This window comes from Vreelandella sp. DA03-1M, from assembly GCF_055725665.1.
The window spans coordinates 777383-800334 of sequence record NZ_CM146798.1 but is presented as its reverse complement, the minus strand read 5'-3'; the positions used below and the strand labels follow the sequence as shown (position 1 = coordinate 800334).

The window sequence follows — 22952 nt, the reverse complement described above, 5'->3', positions numbered from 1 at the left end:
GCAAAGTTCGCCGCGTCGCTGTACTCCTCGCAACGACATACCGGGAGGCTTTTCGCAAGATGCGTCTAAAAATCACCCTCTTCCTCGTCATCGGCTATATCTCGGCCAAACGAGCGCCAGCGAGCTAGGGTCATGACCTCGGTCATCTCCAGCTCAAGGTCATGGGCGATGATCAGTTCGTTACGCTCAAGCTGCTTTTTGAGCTCGGCTACCCAGCCATGCATGCCCTCGCCCGTGGTATCGGTAGTGTCGTAACCCTGGCGGGTCACAAACGCCTCAAGCAGCGCATCGAGGGTTTCCGGTGGCAGCATTCTTGCGGGTACTTCAATAAAACGGCTCATTAACTCTGCTCCCACTCTGCCAAACGTTCCATAAAGGTCGCTTCATCGATCACTTCTACACCCATCTGCTCGGCTTTGGTTAGCTTACTGCCTGCAGCTTCGCCAGCGACGAGACAGGTAGTCTTCTTCGACACGCTGCCCGCTACCTTCGCCCCTAATGCCTGCAAGCGCGCCTTGCCCTCATCGCGGGTCATACTCTCAAGCGAGCCCGTCAATACCCAGGTCTGGCCTTCCAGCGGCGTTGGGCCTTGGGTAACGACGGCTTCCTGCCAGGTAACTCCGGCATCAATCAGCGCGGCAATGGTTTCCTGGTTGTGTGGCTGGCGGAAAAAAGTATGCACGTGGGCGGCGACAATCGGGCCGACATCGTTGACTGCTTCCAGCGCTGCCAGTTCCGCCGTTTGGACGGTTTCAAGCGTGCCAAAGTGATTAGCAAGGTTGGCCGCTGTGGCTTCGCCTACTTCACGGATCCCCAGCGCGTAAATAAACCGCGCCAGGGTGGTCGATTTGGCTTTTTCAAGCGAGTTGACCAAATTATTGGCTGACTTCTCGCCCATCCGCGGCAGGCTTTTTAGCTGCTCAACACTCAAATGAAACAGGTCCGCCGGGGTTTTGACCCAATCCAAGTCGACCAGTTGCACAATCAGTTTCTCGCCCAGGCCGTCGATATCCAGCGCCTTGCGGCTGGCGAAGTGCTTCAACGCCTCTTTGCGCTGGGCGGCGCAGTAGAGGCCGCCGGAACAGCGCGCCACCGCTTCGCCATCAACGCGCTCAATATCCGACCCACATACCGGGCAGTGTTCAGGAAAAACAATGGCCCTGGCATCCGCAGGCCGCTGTTCAACATGCACTCTAACTACCTGAGGGATAACGTCGCCAGCTCGGCGGATGGAGACTGTATCACCAATCATCACGTCCAGGCGGGTGATTTCATCGGCGTTATGCAGCGTGGCATTGGAGACCGTCACGCCTGCCACGGTGACCGGTTCAAGCCGCGCCACCGGCGTGATTGCCCCGGTACGGCCAACCTGGAACTCGACATCGTTAAGCGTGGTGACCTCTTCCTGAGCAGGATACTTAAACGCCACCGCCCAACGTGGCGCGCGGGCGACAAAGCCCAGCTCACGCTGGTAGCGCAGGTCATTCACCTTGATCACCACGCCGTCGATATCAAAGCCAAGCGCATCGCGTTTTTCGCCCAACTGCTCGCAGTAGTCGGCGACAGCTTGTGGGCCTTTGACAACTTTTAGCTCTGCACTGGCGCGAAATCCTAACGTGGATAACCGTGCCATTAGTTCGCTGTGGGTGGTATCGCCTAAATCAGGTTCCAAGCGGGCGGCCTGATAGGCGTGAAATTCAAGTGGACGTTTCGCGGTAATACGCGGGTCGAGCTGACGCAGGCTGCCTGCCGCCGCATTGCGCGGATTGGCAAATACCTTGCTGCCCTCTTCCCGAGCGCGCTCGTTCAACGCCTCAAACCCTGCATGGCGCATAATCACTTCACCACGCACTTCTAGCAGCTCGGGTACGTTTTTGCCCATCAGCTTTAACGGCACCGAACGCAAAGTGCGCAGGTTAGAGGTGATGCCTTCACCGGTACGCCCATCACCCCGGGTGGCGCCGCTCACCAGCACGCCCTGCTCAAAAACCAGCGACACCGCCGCGCCATCCAGCTTAGGCTCGCAGGTAAACTCAACCTCGTCTGCACTGCACTCCAACCGTTCCGCCACTCGCTCGGCAAAGGCATGGATATCCTCGCGGCTAAAGGCATTATCCAACGACAGCATAGGGATTGCGTGCGCCACTGATGGAAAGCCATCGGCTGGGGCGGCGCCTACGCGTTGGGTAGGTGAATCGCTGGTGATCAGTTCTGGATGGTTGGCTTCCAATTGCTGTAAACGTTGCAGCTGACGGTCGTAGTCGGCATCGGTAAGGGTGGGATCATCCAGCACGTAATAGCGGTAGTTTGCCTCATCCAGGGCGGCCCGCAGCTGGGTAATCTCTTCCAACGGTTGAGAATCAGACTTGCTCATTAGAATGGGTTCCAGTACTCGGCAGCGACAACGCAAAACCTAAGCAATTTAAAAATTGAACGAACGTGAAAACTGAACGACTGTAAAATTAGCGTTTATTGAACAAAAACACCCGCCTTCTGGCAAGAAGGCGGGTGTTGAACAGCCAGGGTGATTTAGCGGACTTGCATATGCCGATGCAGACGATGGCGACGCTCAAATTCACGCACCCGCTGACGGGCAAACTCGATCGTTTGTGCGGTCATCACACTGCGGTTTTCATCTTTCAGTTCGCCGCCCATATGACGTACCACGACCATGGCGGTTTCGACCATCGCCTCGAACGCGGCAGCGCTATCAAGTGCACCCGGCAGTGGCATCAGTAAGGTGATGCCTGGGGTCATGAACTCGCCCATCTCTTCAATGGGAAAGGTGCCTGGCTTAACGACATTGACCATGGAGAACTGCAGTTCGCTGTCATCACTTTCCGTTTCAAAGCGGTGGAAAATGCCCATTTCACGGCTATAGCGCAAGCCACACACCATCATGAGTTCCAGCAGCTTGCTACCATCAAAACCTTCTGGGTCACGGGAGAGAACGCTGATAACAACCACTTCTTCAGCGCTGGAAAGCGTCTCTTTGGCGTGTTCGCCGCTCACATCGTGACGTAGGGCTTTTTCTAATGTGGGATGAATACGGACGCTATCATTCTCCCCGCGCTCATCAGCAGCGCGGTCGTCATAAGCAGTATCGCTGGCATAATCGGCGTTTTCGTCAAAGTCAGCAGAGTAGCCCTCTTCATAAAGCGGTTCTTCATACCGAGACGCTTCACGAGCTTGATCATCCGCTCGCTGCTGAGCAGCCAGTCTATCCGCGGCCGCTGCATTGGCGGCTGCCTCTTCACGTGCCTGCGCCTGCTCTTGGGCTACGCGAGCACGCTCAGCATCGGCGGCTTCTTTCGCTTCACGCCGCTGTTCCGCTTCCACTGCTTTACGCTCAGCTTTCTGCTTGGCCAGCGCCTTATCTCGCAGCGCTTTCTCAGCCTTTTTGCGTTGTTTCTCTTTACGACGCTCGATCAACCGGCGCTTCAATGAGCGGCCCATGCCTTCAAAGTCGACTAACCGGTATTCATCCACTTCGTCATCGTCAAGCTCGTCGTGGTCACCGGCGGTATCGGAGCGCAACTGACGACGTTTAGGAGAGTGATCATTAGCATGTTTTGCAAATACGGCATCTTCTGGCTCAGCACGTAGTACCGGTTCAGCGTCATAATCAGGCTGAACAGAGGCTTCCGTATCCGTTTCGCTTGCGCGAATAGACATGTCATCAGGCGAAGCAGCTGCCTCACGGGTCGTTGAGCCTTCTTTTATAGCGGTCTGTGGAGCAGGCTCAGTTGTTTCAGCGTTCACGTTAGAAGCGGTTGCGTTAGCCATTGCAGCAGAATCAGCGGCCGCCGTTGGCTCGGCTTCATATTGCGATACAGCCTCTTTGTCCTGGGGAACCTCAGCAGCCTTTAGGGTACTGGCCTTTGAAGTGCTGTTCATTGAAGTGTTTGCCATAGAAATACTGGGCTCAAGGCGCTCATGCTCAGTCGGCATGGAGGGTGAAGTCGTCGCAGTATTTGCTTTAGCGACGACGGGGCGCTCCGTTTTTTCTGCTGCTATTGATTGGGAATTAGCGATGGATTCCGCTTTTGCAGCTTTGCGTTTGGCTGCTTTAGCTGACGCCGAACGCCTAAACTCAGAAAGCACTCTGGAAGGGCCAGGATGCTCTTGACGCTCTAATTTTGGTTTATGACCTAAGCCACTATAGTCAGCGGGCTTAACGACTCGTGCACCGCCATTGGGTAGTTCCCAATTGATCTCTGCTGCTTTAGCAGCTTCATCGGGATCATCTTCTAGCTGACTAGCTGAAAGATCCTTTTCCGCCTGATCCAGACGGGGTACACGACGCTGACGTTGAAGTCTTCGCGCACCGTCTATAACGATGAGCGATACCAACGCCAGCCCTAAAATGATTAGCCACTCTCTTACCTGAATCCGTGAGACCGGCCCCAGGAAGCACTTCTAACCCACTGACCTGCATGGCAATATAGCCATTATCGCCATTCACCCAGACAGTGCCATGCCCAACATAAAGTTCCGCGCCAGTTGCCGCACCCTCACCAGCCACGCCGGGCTGTCCATCATCGGGCAATGCTTCGAGATCGCTGGCGTCGACAGCATCGACAGCCGCTTCCCCACCACGCTGGGCATGCGCACCAGTGACGTGATCAAGAGCTACCTGGGCCTGCTGTGTCTGGGCATGAGCGACTATGACGCTGTCGAGAACTTCCGCCGCGACAAGCCCTTCCAACAACTGCTGACCCTGCAGAAGGTGCCGAGCGCGGCGACGCTGCGACAGCGGCTGGAGAAACTTGCCGCCAACGACCTGCAGGCGCGCACCGCCACCTGGTCCACGACCCTGCTGTCACTGATCGAAGCACCGATCACCGCCGAGACGACGCACGTCTGCCTGGACATCGACACCTTCGTCATGGACAACAGCAACTCGAAGAAGGAAGGCGTCTCGCGGACCTACCAGAAGGTCGATGGCTACACCCCGATCGCCGCCTATCTGGGCAACGAAGGGTGGTGCCTGGGTCTGGAACTGCGGCCTGGCAAGCAGCACACCATGAAGGAGAGCAACGCCTTCCTGGAGCGGGTACTGCCTCGCGCCCAATGCTTGACCAAGCAACCGATCCTGTTACGCGAGGACAGCGGCTTCGACAGCCAGGCGCTGTGGCCGCAGACCGTCTCGATCCACGACGACAACAAGACCGAATACGTCGTCCAACGCGTGATGCGCCTGGTCGAGCGCACCGCCGATCGCGATGGCCAGTTGCTGCTCGAACCGGACTATGAGTTGGAAGGCTGGTGGACCAGCCTGGACGAGGCGCCGGAGGCGGTGATCAAGCGCTACCAGGCGCATGCCACCCATGAGCAGTTTCACAGCGAGATCAAGACCGATCTCGACCTGGAGCGCTTGCCGTCCGGCAAGTTCGCCACCAACGATCTGATCCTGCATCTCGCCCAGTTGGCCTACAACATCCTGCGCCTGATGGGACAGCTGGGCATGACCGGCGAGCTGAGCCCGGTTCGCCACCCGGCCAAGCGGCGCCGGCTGCGCACCGTGCTACAAGAGCTGGTGCACCGTGCGGCTCTCGTGATTCACAAGGCACGGCAGATCATCCTCGACTTCGGGCAGGATATCGGGCGCATGACGGTGCTCAAGACGCTGCGGAGCCGACTGCGTTATCCACGAGGAACGCCATGCTGACCGTCAATCGGCGACACTCTATCCACAAGCAGTTCCAAGCGACACGCGATCGCCAGATATGTCGTGCCTGGCGGGTGGAAAGGCATGACAAAACGGGCCGTCAGCACCGATCAGCACGGTGGGTTTTGGCAATAACGGGCTTGCGAAAGCCAACTTGCACGGGGCGAATGATCAAAAAGTGCTCGCTGGCGGTGATAGGGAAAGTGTCGGCGCCGGCTTCACGGATTCAGGAGAATGGTTACAGAGAATGCATCAAAACAGGGCGCTGGTCCGGGCCGGTGACAGGTTCTGGGGCGCTAGGTGTTGGGTCGTTTTTCGGGGGCAAGCTCAGAATGTGCCGATTTGTCTCTATAATAATGATAAACAAGAATAAATAAGATGTGGCAAGACTTTTGCTAAATCATATTTGGAGCAATGAAACCCAACCGAAGGTATCCATTATGAAGAAGCAGTTTTTCACCAAATCCGGATTTATCAGTATCACTTTGCTTGCAGCACTTCAGGCTGCGCCCGCCATTGTTAGCGCTGACGTCAGCTCAAATGTGAGCGCCAGCAGCAACTATCTGTTCCGGGGCGTCACCCAGACAGACGGGGCTGCGGCTGTCCAGGGAGGGTTGGATTATGAGCATGCGTCGGGCTTCTACGCCGGTGGTTGGGGTTCCAATGTCGATTTTGGTGACGGCACCAGCTATGAGCTTGATCTTTATGCCGGATTCTCCGGCTCTGTGGAAGAACTGGGTTATGACGTTGGGTACATTTATTATGCGTATCCTGACGCGCCGGACTCCATCGACTTCGGCGAACTGTACGGCGAGATCAGTTATGGCATTGCGGCCATCGGCCTGGCCTACACGATCAACAGCGACACCAGTGGTGATGGGGTGTTCGTGCAGGGGGATGCCTATTACTACGCCTCTGTTGGGGTGCCTCTGGAGGACAGCTACAGTGCCGGTGTGACGCTTGGCTATTACGACTTCGCTGATGACGGCAAGGCTTCTGTCGGCGAGGCAAGTTATTCACACGTCGCCGCCAACGTTACAAAGGATGCGGGAAACTTCGGTTCTTTCAGTGTTAACGTGGAGTACGCGGACATTGAGTCAACCGACGCGCTTGGCTCTGTCAACTCGGATGATCCGAAGTTCTGGCTGGGTTGGAGCAGGAGTTTCTGATCGGCCAAGTGATCACAAGCAATTCAGATCCAGAATAAAAAGCCGGCCCAAATGACGGGCCGGTTTTTATTTATCATGCAAGAACCCACCATCGTGCGCCTGCCTTGACGCCCGGTGACTCGACATCCTCGCCCTTACCTCTGCCCCCCCTGCCGCCAAAGCTCATTTCTTATCCGGTGCCTGAATTTCAAACTGTATTAAAGGTTTGTCTGTAAGGTCGTTCCAGATTCCCACGCAAAAATGCTGACTCACTGACCTCAGTCAAACAGCCAGGATGATACTGAATGAACAAACGATTGTTGTTGTGCGCGATGATAGTTCCGGGAGCCTTGGCCGTCTCTCCTATGGTGTCGGCCCAGGCAAAAGAGAGTGTGTCGCTGAAAGAATATCAGCAGGCCAAAGCCAGCCAGGCTGTTTCCCTGAACCAGGCCATGGTGATGGCTTTCGAGAATAGCCCGGTATTGGCTTTGAGGCGGGCCGCGGTCTCGATACAGCAGGGACAGCTTGATCATGCCAGCCGCTGGGCGCCGAGCAATCCAGAGTTTGAGTTGGGGGCCCGTCAGGCCCCGGATCAGGCCGACGAGTCCCTGGAATATGGGGTGAGGGTTACTCAGGAGATCTGGATGGGTAATCGCGGCGACCTTGGGCAGTCGCGTGCCCGGAGTAATCTCACGTCCCGGCAACAGGAGCTTGAATACCTGAAGGTAGCCACCAAGGCGCGGGTGCGGGCCGCCTATTTCCGGATACTGCTGGCTCAGAAAGAGTTGGAAACCGCAACCCGTGCCGTTGAACTTATGCAACGCACCAAAGACCTGGTTGAAATGTCCGTAAAACAGGGTAAACAAACCCGGATTGATCTCAATACCGCAGTCATTGGGCTTGCCAGGGCCCGGAATCAAAAAGCCTCGGCGGAACAAAAGCTCGAGCAATCAAAAATTGACCTTACCGAAGTGCTCGGGGTGTCCCCCTCCGATGCCGTTGGGGTGACCGGCGAGCTTGATGTGACGCTCGAAGACCTGCCTCCGACCAGCCAGCTTGTCGAGATGGCACAGAGTCAGAGAGCGGACCTGAAAGCGGCGGCCGCCAGAATTGCAGCGGATGAAAATAGTGTTATGTTGAAGGGCGTATAATCACTGTTACGTGTATCTATGAGTAAGCTTGAGAAGACGATACTGATTGTTACGATCGTTTTGGCGGTAGCATATATTGTCGCTTTCAATATGAACGTGCCCTATTATTGGGGTTCGGGAGAAAGGGTAGTCCCAAAGGGAATAGTAGATGCTTTATGGGTAGTAGTGCTATTAATGTCCGTCATCACACTGGCAGTTTGCATTCGTGATAGCGGTCTTCGGAAGCTACAAAACCGAGGTTGGTGGATATCGTACATGGTGCTTTTAGGCGCAGTAGCGATACCTCATTATTACATTAAGCACGGGAGGCGGAGTCGTGATTAAACACGTAACCATACGCACCAGTTCGCGCCCTACCGGGCGCCGGACGCTCGTAAACTCGCGCCGCTGTGCTTAAGCGTTAATGTGTCCCCGTCATGTATAGCTACGAAGAAATAATAAACAGATCAGCGGTAGAGGATGAAATAGTCGTCGGGTATGCCGATGCAATGGAATTGCTTCGTATTCTTAGAGGAAAGACTACGAGAGTCCTTGGATGGGAGGGCTGGGTTAAGTACGCTGACGGAAGTTTAGGTCATTCCCAGGAGCATCAAGGCACCGTTGACCTTTCCCTGAATCCGTGAGACCGGCCCCCGGAAGCACTTCTAACCCACTGACCTGCATGGCAATATAGCCATTATCGCCATTCGCCCAGACAGTGCCATGCCCAACATAAAGTTCCGCGCCAGTCGCCGCACCCTCACCAGCCACGCCGGGCTGTCCATCATCGGGCAATGCTTCGAGATCGCTGGCGTCGACAGCATCGACAGCCGCTTCCCCACCACGCTGGGCATGCGCACCAGTGACGTGATCAAGAGCTACCTGGGCCTGCTGTGTCTGGGCATGAGCGACTATGACGCTGTCGAGAACTTCCGCCGCGACAAGCCCTTCCAACAACTGCTGACCCTGCAGAAGGTGCCGAGCGCGGCGACGCTGCGACAGCGGCTGGAGAAACTTGCCGCCAACGACCTGCAGGCGCGCACCGCCACCTGGTCCACGACCCTGCTGTCACTGATCGAAGCACCGATCACCGCCGAGACGACGCACGTCTGCCTGGACATCGACACCTTCGTCATGGACAACAGCAACTCGAAGAAGGAAGGCGTCTCGCGGACCTACCAGAAGGTCGATGGCTACACCCCGATCGCCGCCTATCTGGGCAACGAAGGGTGGTGCCTGGGTCTGGAACTGCGGCCTGGCAAGCAGCACACCATGAAGGAGAGCAACGCCTTCCTGGAGCGGGTACTGCCTCGCGCCCAATGCTTGACCAAGCAACCGATCCTGTTACGCGAGGACAGCGGCTTCGACAGCCAGGCGCACCTGGCGCTTCTCGAACAGCAACGCCAGGTCTTTGCCGACGAGGGGCGCCGGCTCGACTATGTCGTCAAATGGAACCCGCGTGGCTCGGCCACGGCTGATCGAGATACCTGGCTGGCGGTGGCGGCGGACTACTGGGAAGAGCTGCGTCCTGGCAAGCGCCAGGCGCTGTGGACGCAGACCGTCTCGATCCACGACGACAACAAGACCGAATACGTCGTCCAACGCGTGATGCGCCTGGTCGAGCGCACCGCCGATCGCGATGGCCAGTTGCTGCTCGAACCGGACTATGAGTTGGAAGGCTGGTGGACCAGCCTGGACGAGGCGCCGGAGGCGGTGATCAAGCGCTACCAGGCGCATGCCACCCATGAGCAGTTTCACAGCGAGATCAAGACCGATCTCGACCTGGAGCGCTTGCCGTCCGGCAAGTTCGCCACCAACGATCTGATCCTGCATCTCGCCCAGTTGGCCTACAACATCCTGCGCCTGATGGGACAGCTGGGCATGACCGGCGAGCTGAGCCCGGTTCGCCACCCGGCCAAGCGGCGCCGGCTGCGCACCGTGCTACAAGAGTTGGTGCACCGTGCGGCTCTCGTGATTCACAAGGCACGGCAGATCATCCTCGACTTCGGGCAGGATATCGGGCGCATGACGGTGCTCAAGACGCTGCGGAGCCGACTGCGTTATCCACGAGGAACGCCATGCTGACCGTCAATCGGCGACACTCTATCCACAAGCAGTTCCAAGCGACACGCGATCGCCAGATATGTCGTGCCTGGCGGGTGGAAAGGCATGACAAAACGGGCCGTCAGCACCGATCAGCACGGTGGGTTTTGGCAATAACGGGCTTGCGAAAGCCAACTTGCACGGGGCGAATGATCAAAAAGTGCTCGCTGGCGGTGATAGGGAAAGTGTCGGCGCCGGCTTCACGGATTCAGGTCTTAGTTCCATGTCGAACGTTCCATGGTCATCTTGCCGGTTGCTAAGGCACCATGCCTAAATATGGGTAACTGCTATTTAATAAGTACTTGCCACCAAGCATAGCGCGATTGCTATGAAAAGGGCCAATTTTTGCTGATAATTACGCTATTTTCACGCTTTTGAAACTGTTATTGAAGCCGGTTAAGGCAAAAGTCCGACCTTAACTTCAGCCGAAAGTGTCACGAGCCTTTGATCTAATCGTTATACATAGCCTTATAAAGGAAGCTCGAAAGCTAGAAAAGCCATTTTGACCGTTGGGAAGTGCATAACCGTTTCAGCCTTTTGCTTACTAATGTGCTAATCATCCCCATTGGCAAGATCTATTTATAAGCTGCTTAACGTTCTCATACCAAACATTAATAGAGGTAATATAGTTAACTTGAGCGCGTTAGGACACTTTTTTGCGTATTTGCATAATGTTTATCACTCCATGATTAACAAACTGCTGTTTATAGTTACAGTCTCTTCCAAAATTCTTCTGCTGTCGCACTGATGGGGCGGCCGGTCGGGTTAGATGTATATGCACCGTCATATCCCAACGCTCATCAAGTACACGCACTAAACGGCTATCGTGAATGTCTTGCTCAGCAAGACTTTTGAAGGTGAAGGAAGAAGGCGGTTAATCGACCAGCGCTGCCGCTTCTTCAATACCCACCGAGACTAACCGCGATACGCCGGGCTCTTGCATGGTCACCCCCATCAAGCGCTCGGCGGCTTCCATGGCAATCTTATTGTGAGTGATGTAGATAAACTGCACGTTTTCTGACATCTCTTTGACCAACCGGGCGTAACGGCCCACGTTGGCATCATCCAGCGGCGCATCCACTTCATCCAGCATACAGAACGGCGCAGGATTGAGCTGAAAGATCGCGAATACCAACGATAGTGCGGTCAGCGCTTTCTCGCCGCCCGAAAGCAGATGAATGGTGCTGTTCTTCTTACCCGGCGGGCGGGCCATAATCGCCACGCCGGTTTCCAGCAGGTCATCGCCGGTTAGCGTTAACCATGCTGCACCGCCGCCGAATACGCGGGGGAACAGCGCCTGCAATCCGGCATTGACCTGATCAAAGGTCTCACGGAAGCGCACCCGGGTTTCTTGGTCAATACGCTTAATCGCCCGTTCAAGGGTTTCCAGCGCTTCGGTCAGTTCGGCGTGCTGCGCTTCCAGATAATTTCGCCGCTCGGCCTGTTGATCATACTCCTCAATGGCGGCGAGGTTGATCGCCCCCAAGCGGCGAATCTTGTCCGTGGTACTTTCCAGAAGTTCCTGCCAACGGGTTTCCGTCGCTTCATGGGGCAACTGTTCAGCGAGGGTCTCGACGTTATGGCCAAGCTCAGTTAGCTGCTCATCCTGGGTGGCGGCTTTAAGTGCCAACGCCTGAACGTCCATACGCCGCTGCTGGAGCTGTTCGCGACTCTGCTCCAGGTTACGTTCATGCTGCTGGCGGGCAAGTTCGTCATTGCGTAACTGTTCAGCCAGCGCCTGGGCCTGCTGACGCGTCGCGTTTAAGCGCCCCTCCTGCTGCTCACGCTGGTGAAGCAACTCTTCAAGCTCTTCCCCAGCCAGCTCGTCGGGCTCGACCAACATCTCCCGCGACTCTTCAAGCTCGGCAATACGCAGCGAGAGGCGCTCTTCAGAGTCGTTCGAGCGCGCCTGCTGAGAGCGCAGACTATCCCGCTCAGCGCTTAAACGTTCACGCTCAAGTGCCAACGCCTGCTGCTGGGCTTTGAGCGGCGCATGCTGCTGGGTCAACTGATCACGCGCCTCGCGCTGCCGGTTGCGCTGCTCGGCACTGGTTTCCCGTGCTTCGGCGGTGCTCTCCAGCTGCTCCATTGCTACATGCCAGCGGGCGCGCTGCTCATCAAGAGTAAGCGCTAACTCTGCTTCATCCTCCTGTAGCTGGGCAAGCTCTTCATCGAGCTCCGTTGCACGACCTTCAAGGTGTTCCAAGCGCTGGGCCAAACTACGCTCTTTCACCGCCAACTGCTGCAGGGTGGTGGCGTGAGCACGCTCCTGTTCGGCCTGCTGCTCCCGAGCCTGCTCCAGCGCTTCAATCGTCTCTCTGGCCGCCTCACACTGCTCCTCTGCCAGCGCCAAGGCCTCTTCTTCACTTTCGCGCTGAGCGGAAAGCTCGTCGTAGCGGCGGCGGGTCAATAGCAGCCCGTCGATGCCTTCACCGTTGGCCTGCTGATGCAGCCAGCCACGGCCCAACCAAACCCCATCCTGGCTCACCACGCTTTCGCCAGGCGCCAAATGCGCTACCTGCGCCTCTGCCTCTTCGGCCGTTTGCGTATAGTGAATGCTTGCTAACCACTCGCCCAGCGCGCCTGCGCCTTTGACCAAACTGTCTAATCGCTGACCCGAGGTGGAGGGAGCTGGCGAGGTTTGATCAATCAAACGCCAATCGGTGGCTAAGGCCTCGGGCAAGGCCGCCAACTGATGGCGAGTGACTAAACGCGCATTGAGCCACGGCGCAAGCAACCAGGAAGTAAGCGCTTCCCAACCTGGTGCTACTTGCAGTACTTCGCCCAGCTGGGGAGCCTCTGCCAAGCCATGCGCTGCCAGGGTCGTGCCTATCGCAGGGTCGTGATCCACCAGTGCAGCATCAATCAACGCTTGCAGGGAGGCCAGCTCCCCCTGACGTTGGCTCAGTTCAGCGCGTTGATGATCGCGCGTTTGAGTCACCTGCTGATAGGCCGCCTTGGCATCGCTATAACGCTGCTGCCATTGATCCCGCTGGGCCTGAAAGCCTTCCGCCTGCTGCTGGGCATCCGCTAACTGCTCTTCGCATACGGCATGCTCCTCGCGTAGCCCTGTAAGGTCAGCGACCTCACTGCGCTGCTGGCGGCGGCGCTGATTTTCGGCTTGCAGCCGCTGAATGCGCTGCTCCAGGTCGCGCAGTTGATCCTGGCTACGATCAGCGTCGCGGCTGGCATCCCGCCAGCGGGTTTCGGCATCGGTCCACTGCTGTTCAGCGGCTTCCAGGGCGGGAGATGCGTCGGCTAGGGACTGCTCCAGGCTTTCGAGCCGCTCCTCTAAGGCTTCGTGCTCGGGAAGCAAGTCGTCAAAGCGCTCATCAATCGCGGCTAAACGTTCCTGATCGCCTTCGCTAACCCGGCGCTGCTCGTCCAGGTCACGCCGGGCGGTAGCAATATCGCTGGCCAGTTGAGTTTCACGGCTGCGGCGATGGGCCTGATCCTGTTCCAGACGGGCAATGCGCGTGGTGGTTTCAAAAAACTGCTGTTGGTGACGGTCGAGCACTTCAGAGAGTTCGTCATGCTGTTCGCGGGCTTGTTCCAAGCGGGTTTCGCACTGACGAACGCCGAAGACATCTTTTTCGACCGCGATTTCCAACTCGCGAACGCGGCTCTCCTGATGGGACTGCTCCGCCCGCAGGGTGCGGCCGCGCAGTAGCGCCAGCTCACCCTTGAGCCGATACTCCTGCTCCTTGAGATCCTGATAGCGCTTGGCGGCTTCGGCCTGACGTTTGAGGCGCTCTAGCTGTTTATCCAGCTCTTCGCGAATATCGTCCAGACGCTCCAGGTTTTCCTGGGTGCGCCGCATGCGGTTTTCGGTTTCCCGGCGGCGCTCTTTGTACTTGGAGATACCCGCGGCCTCTTCCAGCGTCGAGCGCAGGTCGTCGGGGCGAGCCTCGATCAACCGCGAAATCATGCCTTGGCCGATGATGGCATAGGAGCGCGGCCCCAGGCCGGTGCCCATAAACAGGTCGGCGATATCGCGCCGACGGCACTTTTGACCGTTGAAGAAGTAGTTGGATTGCCCATCCCGCGTGACCAAGCGCCTAACGACGATTTCGGCATACTGCGCATAAACGCCGCCCATTCCGCCGTCTCGGTTGTCGAACTTGAGCTCTATGGAGGCTTGGCTGATCGGTTTACGACCAGTGGAGCCGTTGAAAATAACGTCAGCCATTGATTCGCCGCGCAGGGTTTTAGCGGAGGACTCCCCCATGACCCAGCGCACGGCGTCAATAATGTTGGATTTACCGCAGCCGTTGGGGCCCACGATGGCGGTCATATTGCCATCGAAGGGCACCGTGACGGGGTCCACAAAGGACTTAAAACCGACTAAGCGAATCGAGGTTAAGCGCATACCGAGACGACGTTCCCGTTGCGATTATTCAAAAACACGGTTAATCACCACTTCAACCGCCTCCGCGTCTTCAATAGGCTCGACGCTGACGCTTTCAAGGTCACCGAACAGATCTCCCGGCTGGGGCATTGCTTGGCCAGAGGGCGAAACACGCACCACTAAACGGGCTTCCTGCACCTGGGAGATTTGCGCCTGGGGCGACATCGCAGCAGTGTTATCTAGCGTCACGGTCATGGGCAGCTCGGATACCTGCGCCCGCACCACGGCCAGGGGTGGTAACTCACCCTCAATATCGCGGGCAGTGATAAACACAGTGTCGTCATCGTCAACGCGCCCGGCGAGCTCTTCGTCTAACGCAACGCGAACCCTAATGCCGCTACTTTCGCCGACGGTTTCTTCAGGCTCAATACCCATGCGCTCCTGGGCCACGCGAATACCCTCGCGCAGCGAGTCAACGGTGTCGGGATCCTCTATATTGGCAATCGCCCGGCGCCAGTGGTCAATGGCCTGTTCGTAATCACCTTTATCAAAGGCATTAACCCCTAGCAAACCCAGCACGGTTGGCTGGCGGGGATCCTGCTCCAACGTCTCATCGACCAATGCCTGCACTTCATCGGTGAGTTCGCGCTCGGCCATAAAGAACCGAATTTGCGCTAGTTGAGCCAGCAGCGGTGGAATTCGGCCTTCAATCTCAATCAGGCGTTCAAGCGCATCGACGGCCTTGGGCATCTGCCCGGTTTCGCGATAGACCGGAAACAGCGCGCTCCATACGTTGGGGTTATCCGGCTGACGCTCAGCCTGCTCTTCCATGCGCTCGATATACATGCTCAGCGAGCCTTCAGGGTCATTCTGTACTTCTTGCTGAACGGCGAGTAACACAAGGTCGCCCTCGGCGCCCTGCTGCTGATACCAAAGCACGCTGACCACTACCACGGCCACCATAACGACAGGCACCACCAGGCGACCCGCCCCTGCCGGCTTGAGCGGCCGGCGCGCGCGCACGGCGGTGTCTTCCAGCAGGCTACGCTCAAGCTCCAACCGATCTTCTTCAAAGCGCTCGGCATCAATGTCGCCACGCTCTCGCGCCGCTTCTAGTGACGTTAAGCGACGCTGAAAAATCGCCACATTCTGCTCGGCAGAGGTGTCATTGGTTTCAAACGCGTGTTGTTGATCATGTAATCGACGCGCGTTTCTTAGCGGCGCTACCAGCAGCCACAGCGCGGGGAGCAGTAAAACGGCAATCGCAATCCAGAGCAGCGTCATGAAGACCTCTTACGGTTAATCAGCGCATCTATACGCTGGCGCTCTTCGGCGCTCAGCGCTTTAGCAGAGGCATTTCGGCGGGCACGAATCATTAACACAACCACCAGCGCGCCTAGCAGCACCAGTGCAATAGGCAGCCCCCAAAGCAGGTAGGTGCGGCTCTCTAATCGCGGGTTATAGAGAATATATTCACCAAACCGCTGCACCATATGGTTAACAATTTCGATATCCGACTGCCCGTCTTGCAGCAGTTGGTAGACACGCTCGCGCATGTCCCCTGAAATAGGGGCATCGGAATCGTTTATAGCTTGGTTTTCACACAGCGGGCAGCGCATCGAGGCGGTTAAATCGTGATAGCGTTTTTCCATGACCGGATCGTCAAATTCGCGTAGTTCGATCCCCCCCGCCGCTGCACCAAACGCTATAACCAGCAGTAGTAGCGCTACCATGGTTCGCATTAGCGCCATTTTTCCACCTCCGGCAAGATTCGTTCGCGGACGTCTTGTGGCGATACGTAGCCTTTATGGTGATAGCGAATAACGCCGTCGGCATCGACCAGAAAGGTTTCCGGCGCGCCGTAAACGCCAAGGTCAAAACCCAGCTCGCCTTCTGGATCAAAAATATTCACTTCAAACGGATCGCCAAACTCGCTGAGAAACTCCATGCCTTTTTCGCGGGTATCCCGGTAGTTAACCCCAACCATCCGAATGTCCTGATCGGCCAGCTCCAGCAGTTGAGGCATCTCCTGCTTACACGCGGGGCACCACTCGCCCCATACGTTAACCAGGGTGACGTCGCCCTGGAGCAGCGATTGGTCCACGCGCTGATTTTTATCGCGCAGCGTGGTGGCTTCAAAGGCCGGGAACTCGCGCGCCATCAGCGCGGAATCGCGCTGGGAAGGGTCCAGCGATAGGCCCTGGAAAAAGAACAGCGCCAAGCCTAAAAAGCAAACCGGCAGCAGTAATAGCAATAACCGACGCTTCATACAGTGGCCTCCTGCGCAGTATCGCCTTTGCCGATCGCTTTCGGTGCCTCACGAGTGACCGTCGCGCGGCGGTAACGCTTATCGAGCACCGCCAGTACACCACCAAATGCCATAAACAGGGCGCCCAGCCATAGCCAGCGTACAAAGGGTTTGTATTGGACACGCATCGCCCAACTGCCGTCGCCAAGGTCTTCGCCCATGGCCACATAGAGATCACGGAACAGCCCCGGCCGCAGAGCCACCTGGGTCATCGGCATACCGGTCGCGAGATAAAGGCGTTTTTCAGGACGCATGGTGAAACTGCTACCGGTGTCGCCACGCTGTACCTGAAGGATCGTAGTGTCTGCCAAAAAGTTTGGCCCGCGACGCTCGGCTAACTCCGTCATGGTGAACTGATAGCCCGCCACTTCGACCGTGGTGCCCGGCGACATGCGCACGTTGCGCTCGATGTTGTAGTTGGACACCACCGCAACACCCACAATCGTGACCGCCACACCAATGTGCCCTAACACCATGCCCCAGTAAGAGAGTGAAAGCTTGCGTAACCCGGCGATGAACGAGCTGGCGTGACGGGTTTTATCAAACACATCGCGCACCATCGGCAGCACAATCCATAGCGCAGAGACGATCCCCAGGGAGACAAACAGATTCCACTCACCGCGATACAGCAGCGGCATCAGTATGCCCAGCACCAGCGCAGCAACGCCCGCCAACCAGAGCTTACGGACTAGGTCGCGCACCGCCATGCCTTTCCAGCGCGTTACCGAGCCTAGTCCCATAAAGATGCACATCATCACGGTGAGCGGTACAAACAGCGCATTGAAGTAAGGCGGGCCCACGCTGATTTTACCCAGCCCCAGGGAGTCAAGAATCAGCGGGTAGACGGTGCCAAGTAAAACGGTGACCGTCATGATGACCAGGAAGATATTATTGACCAGCAGCAGCGCATCCCGAGAGAGCCAGTTAAAGCCCACTTTGTGGCTGACCCGCGGGGCTCGCAGTGCGAATACCAGCAGCGAGAGCGTCACCGTAATCGCCAGCAGCATCAGGATAAAGAAGCCACGGGCAGGGTCGTTGGCAAACGCATGTACCGAGGTGAGCACGCCGGAGCGCACCAGGAAGGTTCCCATCAGCGACAGCGAAAAGGTCGAGATCGCCAATAGCACGGTCCAGCTCTTAAACGAGCCGCGCTTTTCGGTCACCGCCAGCGAGTGCACCAGCGCGGTTCCCGTTAACCAGGGCAGCAGCGACGCGTTTTCGACCGGGTCCCAGAACCACCAGCCGCCCCAGCCAAGCTCGTAATAGGCCCACCAACTGCCGAGGGCGATCCCCACGGTCAAAAACGCCCAGGCCAGATTCGTCCAGGGACGTGCCCAGCGCGTCCAGGCGGCGTCTAGGCGCCCTCCCATGAGAGCAGCAATCGCAAAGGCAAAGACCACGGAAAAACCCACATAGCCCATGTAAAGCATCGGCGGATGCACCACTAGCCCGAAGTCTTGCAGCAGCGGGTTGAGGTCGGCACCGTCTTGAGGCATGTCGGGGAGCAAGCGTTCAAAAGGGTTAGAGGTGATCAGGATGAACAGTAAGAAACCGACACACACCATGCCCATAACGCCCATCACCCGAGCGACCATATCCCGCGGCAGCGTGCCGGTGAACAGGCTGGCTGCAAACCCCCAGCCTGCCAGCATCAGGCTCCATAGCAGGACAGAGCCCTCATGGTTGCCCCACACCGCGCTGAATTTGTAGTACCACGGCAACAGCGAATTGGAGTTATTCGCTACGTTTGCCACGCTAAAGTCATCCAGCATATAGCTCGCGGTCAAACAGGCGTAGGCAATGGCAATGAACAGAAACTGTCCGGCCGCCATGGGCTGACCATACGCCATCCACAGTGGGCGCCGGGTCGCTGCACCGGCCAGGGGCATCACTGCCTGCACCATCGCCATCAACAGCGCGATGATGAGGGCGAAGTGGCCAATTTCAGGAATCATTTTAATCAGCATGTGCGCTCCGAATTAGCACTGGCGGTAGGGCAAGTCGGTTAAACGATGGGGGTTAATACTCGCTTGCTTGGGGGACGCCCTCTTCATCAAGCCGCTTACCCACTTCGGCAGCCTTGGCCTGATAATCAGCCGGCGAATAGCCCGCCTCTTCAAGTGCCTGCGCTACTTCAGGCGGCATGTAGTTTTCATCGTGACGCGCCAGCACTTTATCGGCATACAAACGGCCATCGGCTTGAAGCTCCCCGACCACCACTACACCTTGGCCTTCGCGGAACAGATCGGGAAGGATGCCGCTGTAGTACACCTCTAGGTCATCGACGTAATCGGTCACGGTAAACTCTACGTCCAGGCTATCGGGATCACGGGACACCGAGCCCTCTTTCACCATGCCACCCGCGCGAATCTGACGTTCCATTGGCGCATCGCCCTGAGCGATCTGCACCGGGCTAAAAAACAGATTAATGTTGGCACGTAGCGCATACAGCGTTAGCCCGACAGCAATCGCGGTTAACGACACCAAACCCAAAATGACGAAGAGTTTCTGTTTACGTTTAGGGGTCATTGGGCGTTCCCTCTCAAGCTATTTGCGCGCCGTGCCCGACGCTTTATGCCATTCAATAACTGACGCTGTTCAACGCGCGCATGCCAAACGGTAGCAATCAGCAGTAGCGCCGTTACCCCCCAGGCAGACCATACGTAAGGCGCATGGCCACCCATGGCGAGAAATTCGGAAAATGAGGCAAATGCCATTAGCGCGTCTCCTCTGCCTGTGCATTCACTACCCGGCCGTTAACGAGATCCTGTACCCAGCTCTTGTTAGACTCTCGGCGTAGGATCTCGCTGCGCGTGCGCATCAGCGTCAAGGCAATAAAAAAGCTGTAGAAACCCAGCACCATAATGACCAGCGGTAGCCACATCTCGGTGGGCATCGTCGGGCGCGAGGTTAACGTAAACGAGGCTGGCTGGTGCAGGGTGTACCACCAATCCACCGAGTATTTGATGATGGGAATATTGATGACGCCCACCATGGCCAGCACCGAGGCGGCCCTTGAGGCGCTATCGCGGCTGGTAAACGCACCGCGCAGGGCAATCACGCCTAAATAGAGAAATAGCAGAATCAGCATGGAAGTAAGCCGGGCATCCCACATCCACCAGGTGCCCCAGGTCGGTACACCCCATACGGCGCCAGAAAATAGCGCAACAAAGGTCATCGCGGCACCAAGGGGTGCCATCACCGCCGCCGCCATATCGGCGACTTTAATTTTCCAGACCATAAATACCAGCCCGGACACTGCCATGGAGACAAAAATCGATTGTGCTAAAAAAGCCGCGGGCACGTGAACATAAATGATCCGAAAACTGTTGCCCTGCTGATAATCCGCCGGGGCAAACGCTAGCCCCCACAGCGAGCCAGTGACCAGCAACAGCGCCGCTGCGGCCCAAAACCAGGGCTGTAATTTGGCGCTAATGCCATAGAACCACTTAGGTGATCCCAGTTTGTGTATAAAGGCCCACATAGCGTGTCCTGTCCTTAACCGTTAATACTGATACGCAGCGATGCGGCAATCGCCCACGGCGCTAACATAAGTGAAGCGGCCAGCAGCGCGCCTAAGATAGCCAAGTGCGCAGAGACACCGTCGCCCAAAATAGCCGCCTGGACGGCACCTGCGCCAAAAATGAGTACCGGAATATACAGCGGCAGCACTAGCAGCGAGAGCAGTACGCCGCCCCGCGCCAAGCCGACGGTTAACGCTGCACCAATGGCACCAATCAGGCTCAAGCTCGCCGTGCCCAGCGCCAGCGATAGCGCCAACACCGCATAGCTACCCGCAGGCAGTGCGAGCATAATGCCCAGCAGTGGCGCCATCAGTGCCAACGGCAGCCCGGTCAGCAGCCAATGCACGGCTACTTTCGCCACACTTAATGCAGCCAGCGGCTGTGGGGCGAGTAACAGCTGCTCAAGGCTGCCGTCGTCGTAGTCGCTGCGAAACAGGCTATCTAGTGACAGCAGCGCGGCTAGCAGTGCCGCCACCCATAGCAACCCTGGCGCTATCGTCGCCAACAGCTCCGGGTCGGGTGAAATAGCGATCGGAAACAGGGTGATCACCAGAGCAAAAAACACCAGCGGATTGAGCACTTCACCGCGACGTCTCAGCAGCAGCGTCAAATCACGCACCAACGTGGCCTTCACCGCGATCATCAGGCCGCCCTGATGCTCAAGCAGTGGCACTGAAGGGGCATCCATGACGGAGTCTGATCCGTTTAGAGAGCTATCTGAAGAGCTGTGCAGCCCTGTTTCCTGCAACCCTGTTTCCTGCAATCCGGTCTCCTCTACCCAAGCGCTATGCGTCTTAACAGCGATGACGCGGCTAGCTCGTGGTGTGTCGTTACTAGCACGCAGCCGCCCGCTTGAGCATGTCTAATCAGTTGCCTTTCAAGGGCTGCAACGCCGTGGCGATCTATGGCGGTGAAGGGCTCGTCTAGCACCCACAGCGCGCGGGGTGTCAGCGTCAATCGCGCCAGCGCCACGCGGCGCTGCTGGCCTGCCGAAAGTTGACCGGCGGGCACGTCTTCAAAGCCTGCCAGGCCAACCTGTTCAAGGGCATCCAGGCGCTGCTCCTCGCCTTCATGCGCCCCGCTGCCCTGTCCTCCACTTCTCTCGCCACTCAGCGCCTGATACCACGCTAAATTTTCTAAGGGGGATAGCCCCGACTTGATGCCGGGGGCATGTCCTAAATAGAGCAAATTAGCGAGAAAATGTTCACGGACACTCTGCATCGCAGCGCCATTCCAGAACAGCTCGCCTTGATAGTCGCTCAGTTGCCCGGAGAGAATTTTAAGCAGGCTTGTTTTACCACTGCCATTAGGCCCTTCAATTCGCACGATTTCACCGCTGCGAATGTCGAGATCAAGCCCCTTAAACAGTGAGCGATCATCACGTTCGCAGGACAGCTGTCGGGCTTGTAGACACAGGCTCAAGAGTCTCTCCAGGCACATTGATTTCGCGTCGAACTCTACACGGAAAGCCCGTTTCTCGCCACTCACTCTATGCGGCGCTGGGTCGCAGCATGACCTCAATCAATATGGCGTAAGACCAATTACTGCTAGCACTGTATGCAAAAACAGGTCTATACTGAAAACCACTGTATGAAAGAACATGCAATGGAGATTTCTCAATGACCATATCGATAGCAGCACCTACCGTTAAGCCTAACCACTTACGCTCGGTTCCGCGTACCTATGCGCCAACGCCTAGCATTACCCGTCGCAATACCTATGCGCTTAAAGTGCGTGGTAACGCAATGCGTGATTGCAACTTGTTCGATGGCGATGTCATTATTATTCGGCGTTATCAGCATGATGCCCAAACAGAAACCGCCGTTGCCGAAATCAACCAGCAAAAAATCGTCTTAAAGCAACTTTCGATCAGCCGCTTTGGCGTAGAGTTATGGCCTGAGGATACGTTGCAGCCAGCGCTTTTTTTGCATAACCGTGATATTCAGGTGCTCGGCATGGTGATGGGTGTTGAATCTCATCCAAGAGCTGGCCTGCAAAACAAGCCTACTATCACGGAGCATTAATGCGCTACCGGGTGCCGGAACTCCCTCTTTCGTCTTGGCAGACAACTGACATCGAAGTCGAAAAGAGCCACTTTATTACCTGGACCTGCCAAGCCTCAGACATCGATGCATTCACTCGCATACTGGCGGCGGCTAAAGCCGAGCATCCCAATGCGAGCCATCACTGCACTGCCTATATTGCTGGCCCACCCGGCGAGCAAAATTTGATTGGCTTCTCTGATGATGGCGAACCTGGCGGCACCGCGGGTCGCCCAATGTATCAAGTTCTGCAGGGCAGCCAATTAGGTCAAATTGGTTGCGTGGTGATCCGCTATTTCGGCGGGACAAAACTAGGCACCGGCGGTTTGGCCCGCGCTTACGCCCAGGCGGTTAGCCATGCTTTGGAGACGCTACCTACCCGAGAAGTGGTCGAGCGCGATCTTTATACCCTGCGGCTCGGATTTGCCAACGAAGCGATTGCCCGCGCTTGGTGCGATGAGCAGGCTATCCCCATTGAGCAAGCGGATTACGATGGCGACGGTGTTCGTCTGACCATTGGTTGGCCACGGGACAACCCACTTGACCTTTCCCCGCTAGAAAATCGCTTGAAGAGCGCTATCGATATTCTCACTCACTAGATAGCCCATCGAAATAGCCCATCGCAATAGCCCATAAAAAAACGCGACATACTGAACCTGTCAGTACGCCGCGCTCGTC

General features: G+C 56.9%; 19 protein-coding genes. 6 read left to right on the top strand and 13 right to left on the bottom strand.

All coding sequences use genetic code 11. The features are described from left to right. Window positions 1–65: 65 nt before the first annotated feature. The 3 genes from ACXUPB_RS03770 to zipA form a co-directional block, all read right to left on the bottom strand. Window positions 66–341 (bottom strand): YheU family protein, encoded by a 276-nt coding sequence (locus ACXUPB_RS03770; RefSeq protein ID WP_035564400.1) that lies wholly within the window; start codon window positions 339–341, stop codon window positions 66–68. After that, a complete protein-coding gene (gene ligA / locus ACXUPB_RS03765) occupies window positions 341–2374 on the bottom strand; it encodes an NAD-dependent DNA ligase LigA (RefSeq protein ID WP_472955452.1) in 2034 nt (677 codons plus the stop codon). Before ligA ends, ACXUPB_RS03770 begins: the two co-directional genes overlap by 1 nt. Before the next feature lie 155 nt (window positions 2375–2529). Then, complete coding sequence (gene zipA, locus ACXUPB_RS03760) at window positions 2530–4392, bottom strand: cell division protein ZipA (protein WP_472956684.1); 1863 nt, start codon at window positions 4390–4392, stop codon at window positions 2530–2532. An 85-nt stretch (window positions 4393–4477) separates the two neighbouring features. Between zipA and ACXUPB_RS03755 the strand changes: the two genes are divergently transcribed. The 4 genes from ACXUPB_RS03755 to ACXUPB_RS03740 all read left to right on the top strand — a co-directional run bounded on the left by ACXUPB_RS03755 (window position 4478) and on the right by ACXUPB_RS03740 (window position 10034). Then, window positions 4478–5671 (top strand): transposase, encoded by a 1194-nt coding sequence (locus ACXUPB_RS03755; RefSeq protein ID WP_172416275.1) that lies wholly within the window; start codon window positions 4478–4480, stop codon window positions 5669–5671. A 440-nt stretch (window positions 5672–6111) separates the two neighbouring features. Beyond that, complete coding sequence (locus ACXUPB_RS03750; RefSeq protein WP_062363658.1) at window positions 6112–6840, top strand: TorF family putative porin; 729 nt, start codon at window positions 6112–6114, stop codon at window positions 6838–6840. Window positions 6841–7124: 284 nt separating this feature from the next. Continuing rightward, on the top strand, window positions 7125–7970 hold the full coding sequence (locus tag ACXUPB_RS03745; protein WP_197746125.1) for a TolC family protein: 846 nt from the start codon (window positions 7125–7127) through the stop codon (window positions 7968–7970). A 702-nt stretch (window positions 7971–8672) separates the two neighbouring features. After that, window positions 8673–10034 carry an IS1380 family transposase gene (locus tag ACXUPB_RS03740; RefSeq protein ID WP_074210231.1) on the top strand — a complete coding sequence of 454 codons (1362 nt, stop codon included), beginning with the start codon at window positions 8673–8675 and terminating at the stop codon, window positions 10032–10034. A gap of 892 nt (window positions 10035–10926) precedes the next feature. On the opposite strand, the gene smc is transcribed toward ACXUPB_RS03740, so the two are convergent. From smc to ccmA, 10 genes are all read right to left on the bottom strand, one after another. Beyond that, window positions 10927–14421, bottom strand: a complete 3495-nt coding sequence (smc, locus tag ACXUPB_RS03735) for a chromosome segregation protein SMC (protein WP_472955450.1) — start codon at window positions 14419–14421, stop codon at window positions 10927–10929. Between the two features lie 24 nt (window positions 14422–14445). Then, complete coding sequence (gene ccmI / locus ACXUPB_RS03730; protein ID WP_472955448.1) at window positions 14446–15684, bottom strand: c-type cytochrome biogenesis protein CcmI; 1239 nt, start codon at window positions 15682–15684, stop codon at window positions 14446–14448. Beyond that, the gene (locus ACXUPB_RS03725; protein ID WP_179916481.1) at window positions 15681–16151 is read right to left on the bottom strand and encodes a cytochrome c-type biogenesis protein; all 471 of its coding nucleotides are present in this window, start codon (window positions 16149–16151) and stop codon (window positions 15681–15683) included. Before ACXUPB_RS03725 ends, ccmI begins: the two co-directional genes overlap by 4 nt. Further along, window positions 16142–16669, bottom strand: a complete 528-nt coding sequence (locus ACXUPB_RS03720) for a DsbE family thiol:disulfide interchange protein (RefSeq protein WP_179916482.1) — start codon at window positions 16667–16669, stop codon at window positions 16142–16144. Before ACXUPB_RS03720 ends, ACXUPB_RS03725 begins: the two co-directional genes overlap by 10 nt. After that, the gene (locus tag ACXUPB_RS03715; RefSeq protein ID WP_472955445.1) at window positions 16666–18675 is read right to left on the bottom strand and encodes a heme lyase CcmF/NrfE family subunit; all 2010 of its coding nucleotides are present in this window, start codon (window positions 18673–18675) and stop codon (window positions 16666–16668) included. Before ACXUPB_RS03715 ends, ACXUPB_RS03720 begins: the two co-directional genes overlap by 4 nt. A 52-nt stretch (window positions 18676–18727) precedes the next feature. Next, a complete protein-coding gene (ccmE, locus tag ACXUPB_RS03710; protein ID WP_472955443.1) occupies window positions 18728–19237 on the bottom strand; it encodes a cytochrome c maturation protein CcmE in 510 nt (169 codons plus the stop codon). Next, on the bottom strand, window positions 19234–19425 hold the full coding sequence (gene ccmD / locus ACXUPB_RS03705; protein ID WP_176303252.1) for a heme exporter protein CcmD: 192 nt from the start codon (window positions 19423–19425) through the stop codon (window positions 19234–19236). Before ccmD ends, ccmE begins: the two co-directional genes overlap by 4 nt. Further along, on the bottom strand, window positions 19425–20192 hold the full coding sequence (locus tag ACXUPB_RS03700) for a heme ABC transporter permease (RefSeq protein ID WP_472955440.1): 768 nt from the start codon (window positions 20190–20192) through the stop codon (window positions 19425–19427). The genes ccmD and ACXUPB_RS03700 overlap by 1 nt, the downstream gene beginning before the upstream one ends. Before the next feature lie 14 nt (window positions 20193–20206). Further along, the gene (ccmB, locus tag ACXUPB_RS03695) at window positions 20207–20920 is read right to left on the bottom strand and encodes a heme exporter protein CcmB (protein ID WP_008957503.1); all 714 of its coding nucleotides are present in this window, start codon (window positions 20918–20920) and stop codon (window positions 20207–20209) included. 86 nt (window positions 20921–21006) lie between these two features. After that, on the bottom strand, window positions 21007–21654 hold the full coding sequence (gene ccmA, locus ACXUPB_RS03690; protein ID WP_472955438.1) for a cytochrome c biogenesis heme-transporting ATPase CcmA: 648 nt from the start codon (window positions 21652–21654) through the stop codon (window positions 21007–21009). A gap of 197 nt (window positions 21655–21851) precedes the next feature. On the opposite strand from ccmA, the gene ACXUPB_RS03685 reads away from it, so the two are divergent. Both ACXUPB_RS03685 and ACXUPB_RS03680 read left to right on the top strand, forming a co-directional pair. Beyond that, entirely contained in the window at window positions 21852–22256 is a 405-nt protein-coding gene (locus ACXUPB_RS03685; protein ID WP_472955436.1) for a LexA family protein, read from the top strand. Then, window positions 22256–22873, top strand: coding sequence for an IMPACT family protein (locus ACXUPB_RS03680; RefSeq protein WP_472955434.1), 618 nt, complete (start codon window positions 22256–22258; stop codon window positions 22871–22873). The genes ACXUPB_RS03685 and ACXUPB_RS03680 overlap by 1 nt, the downstream gene beginning before the upstream one ends. Window positions 22874–22952: the final 79 nt, after the last annotated feature.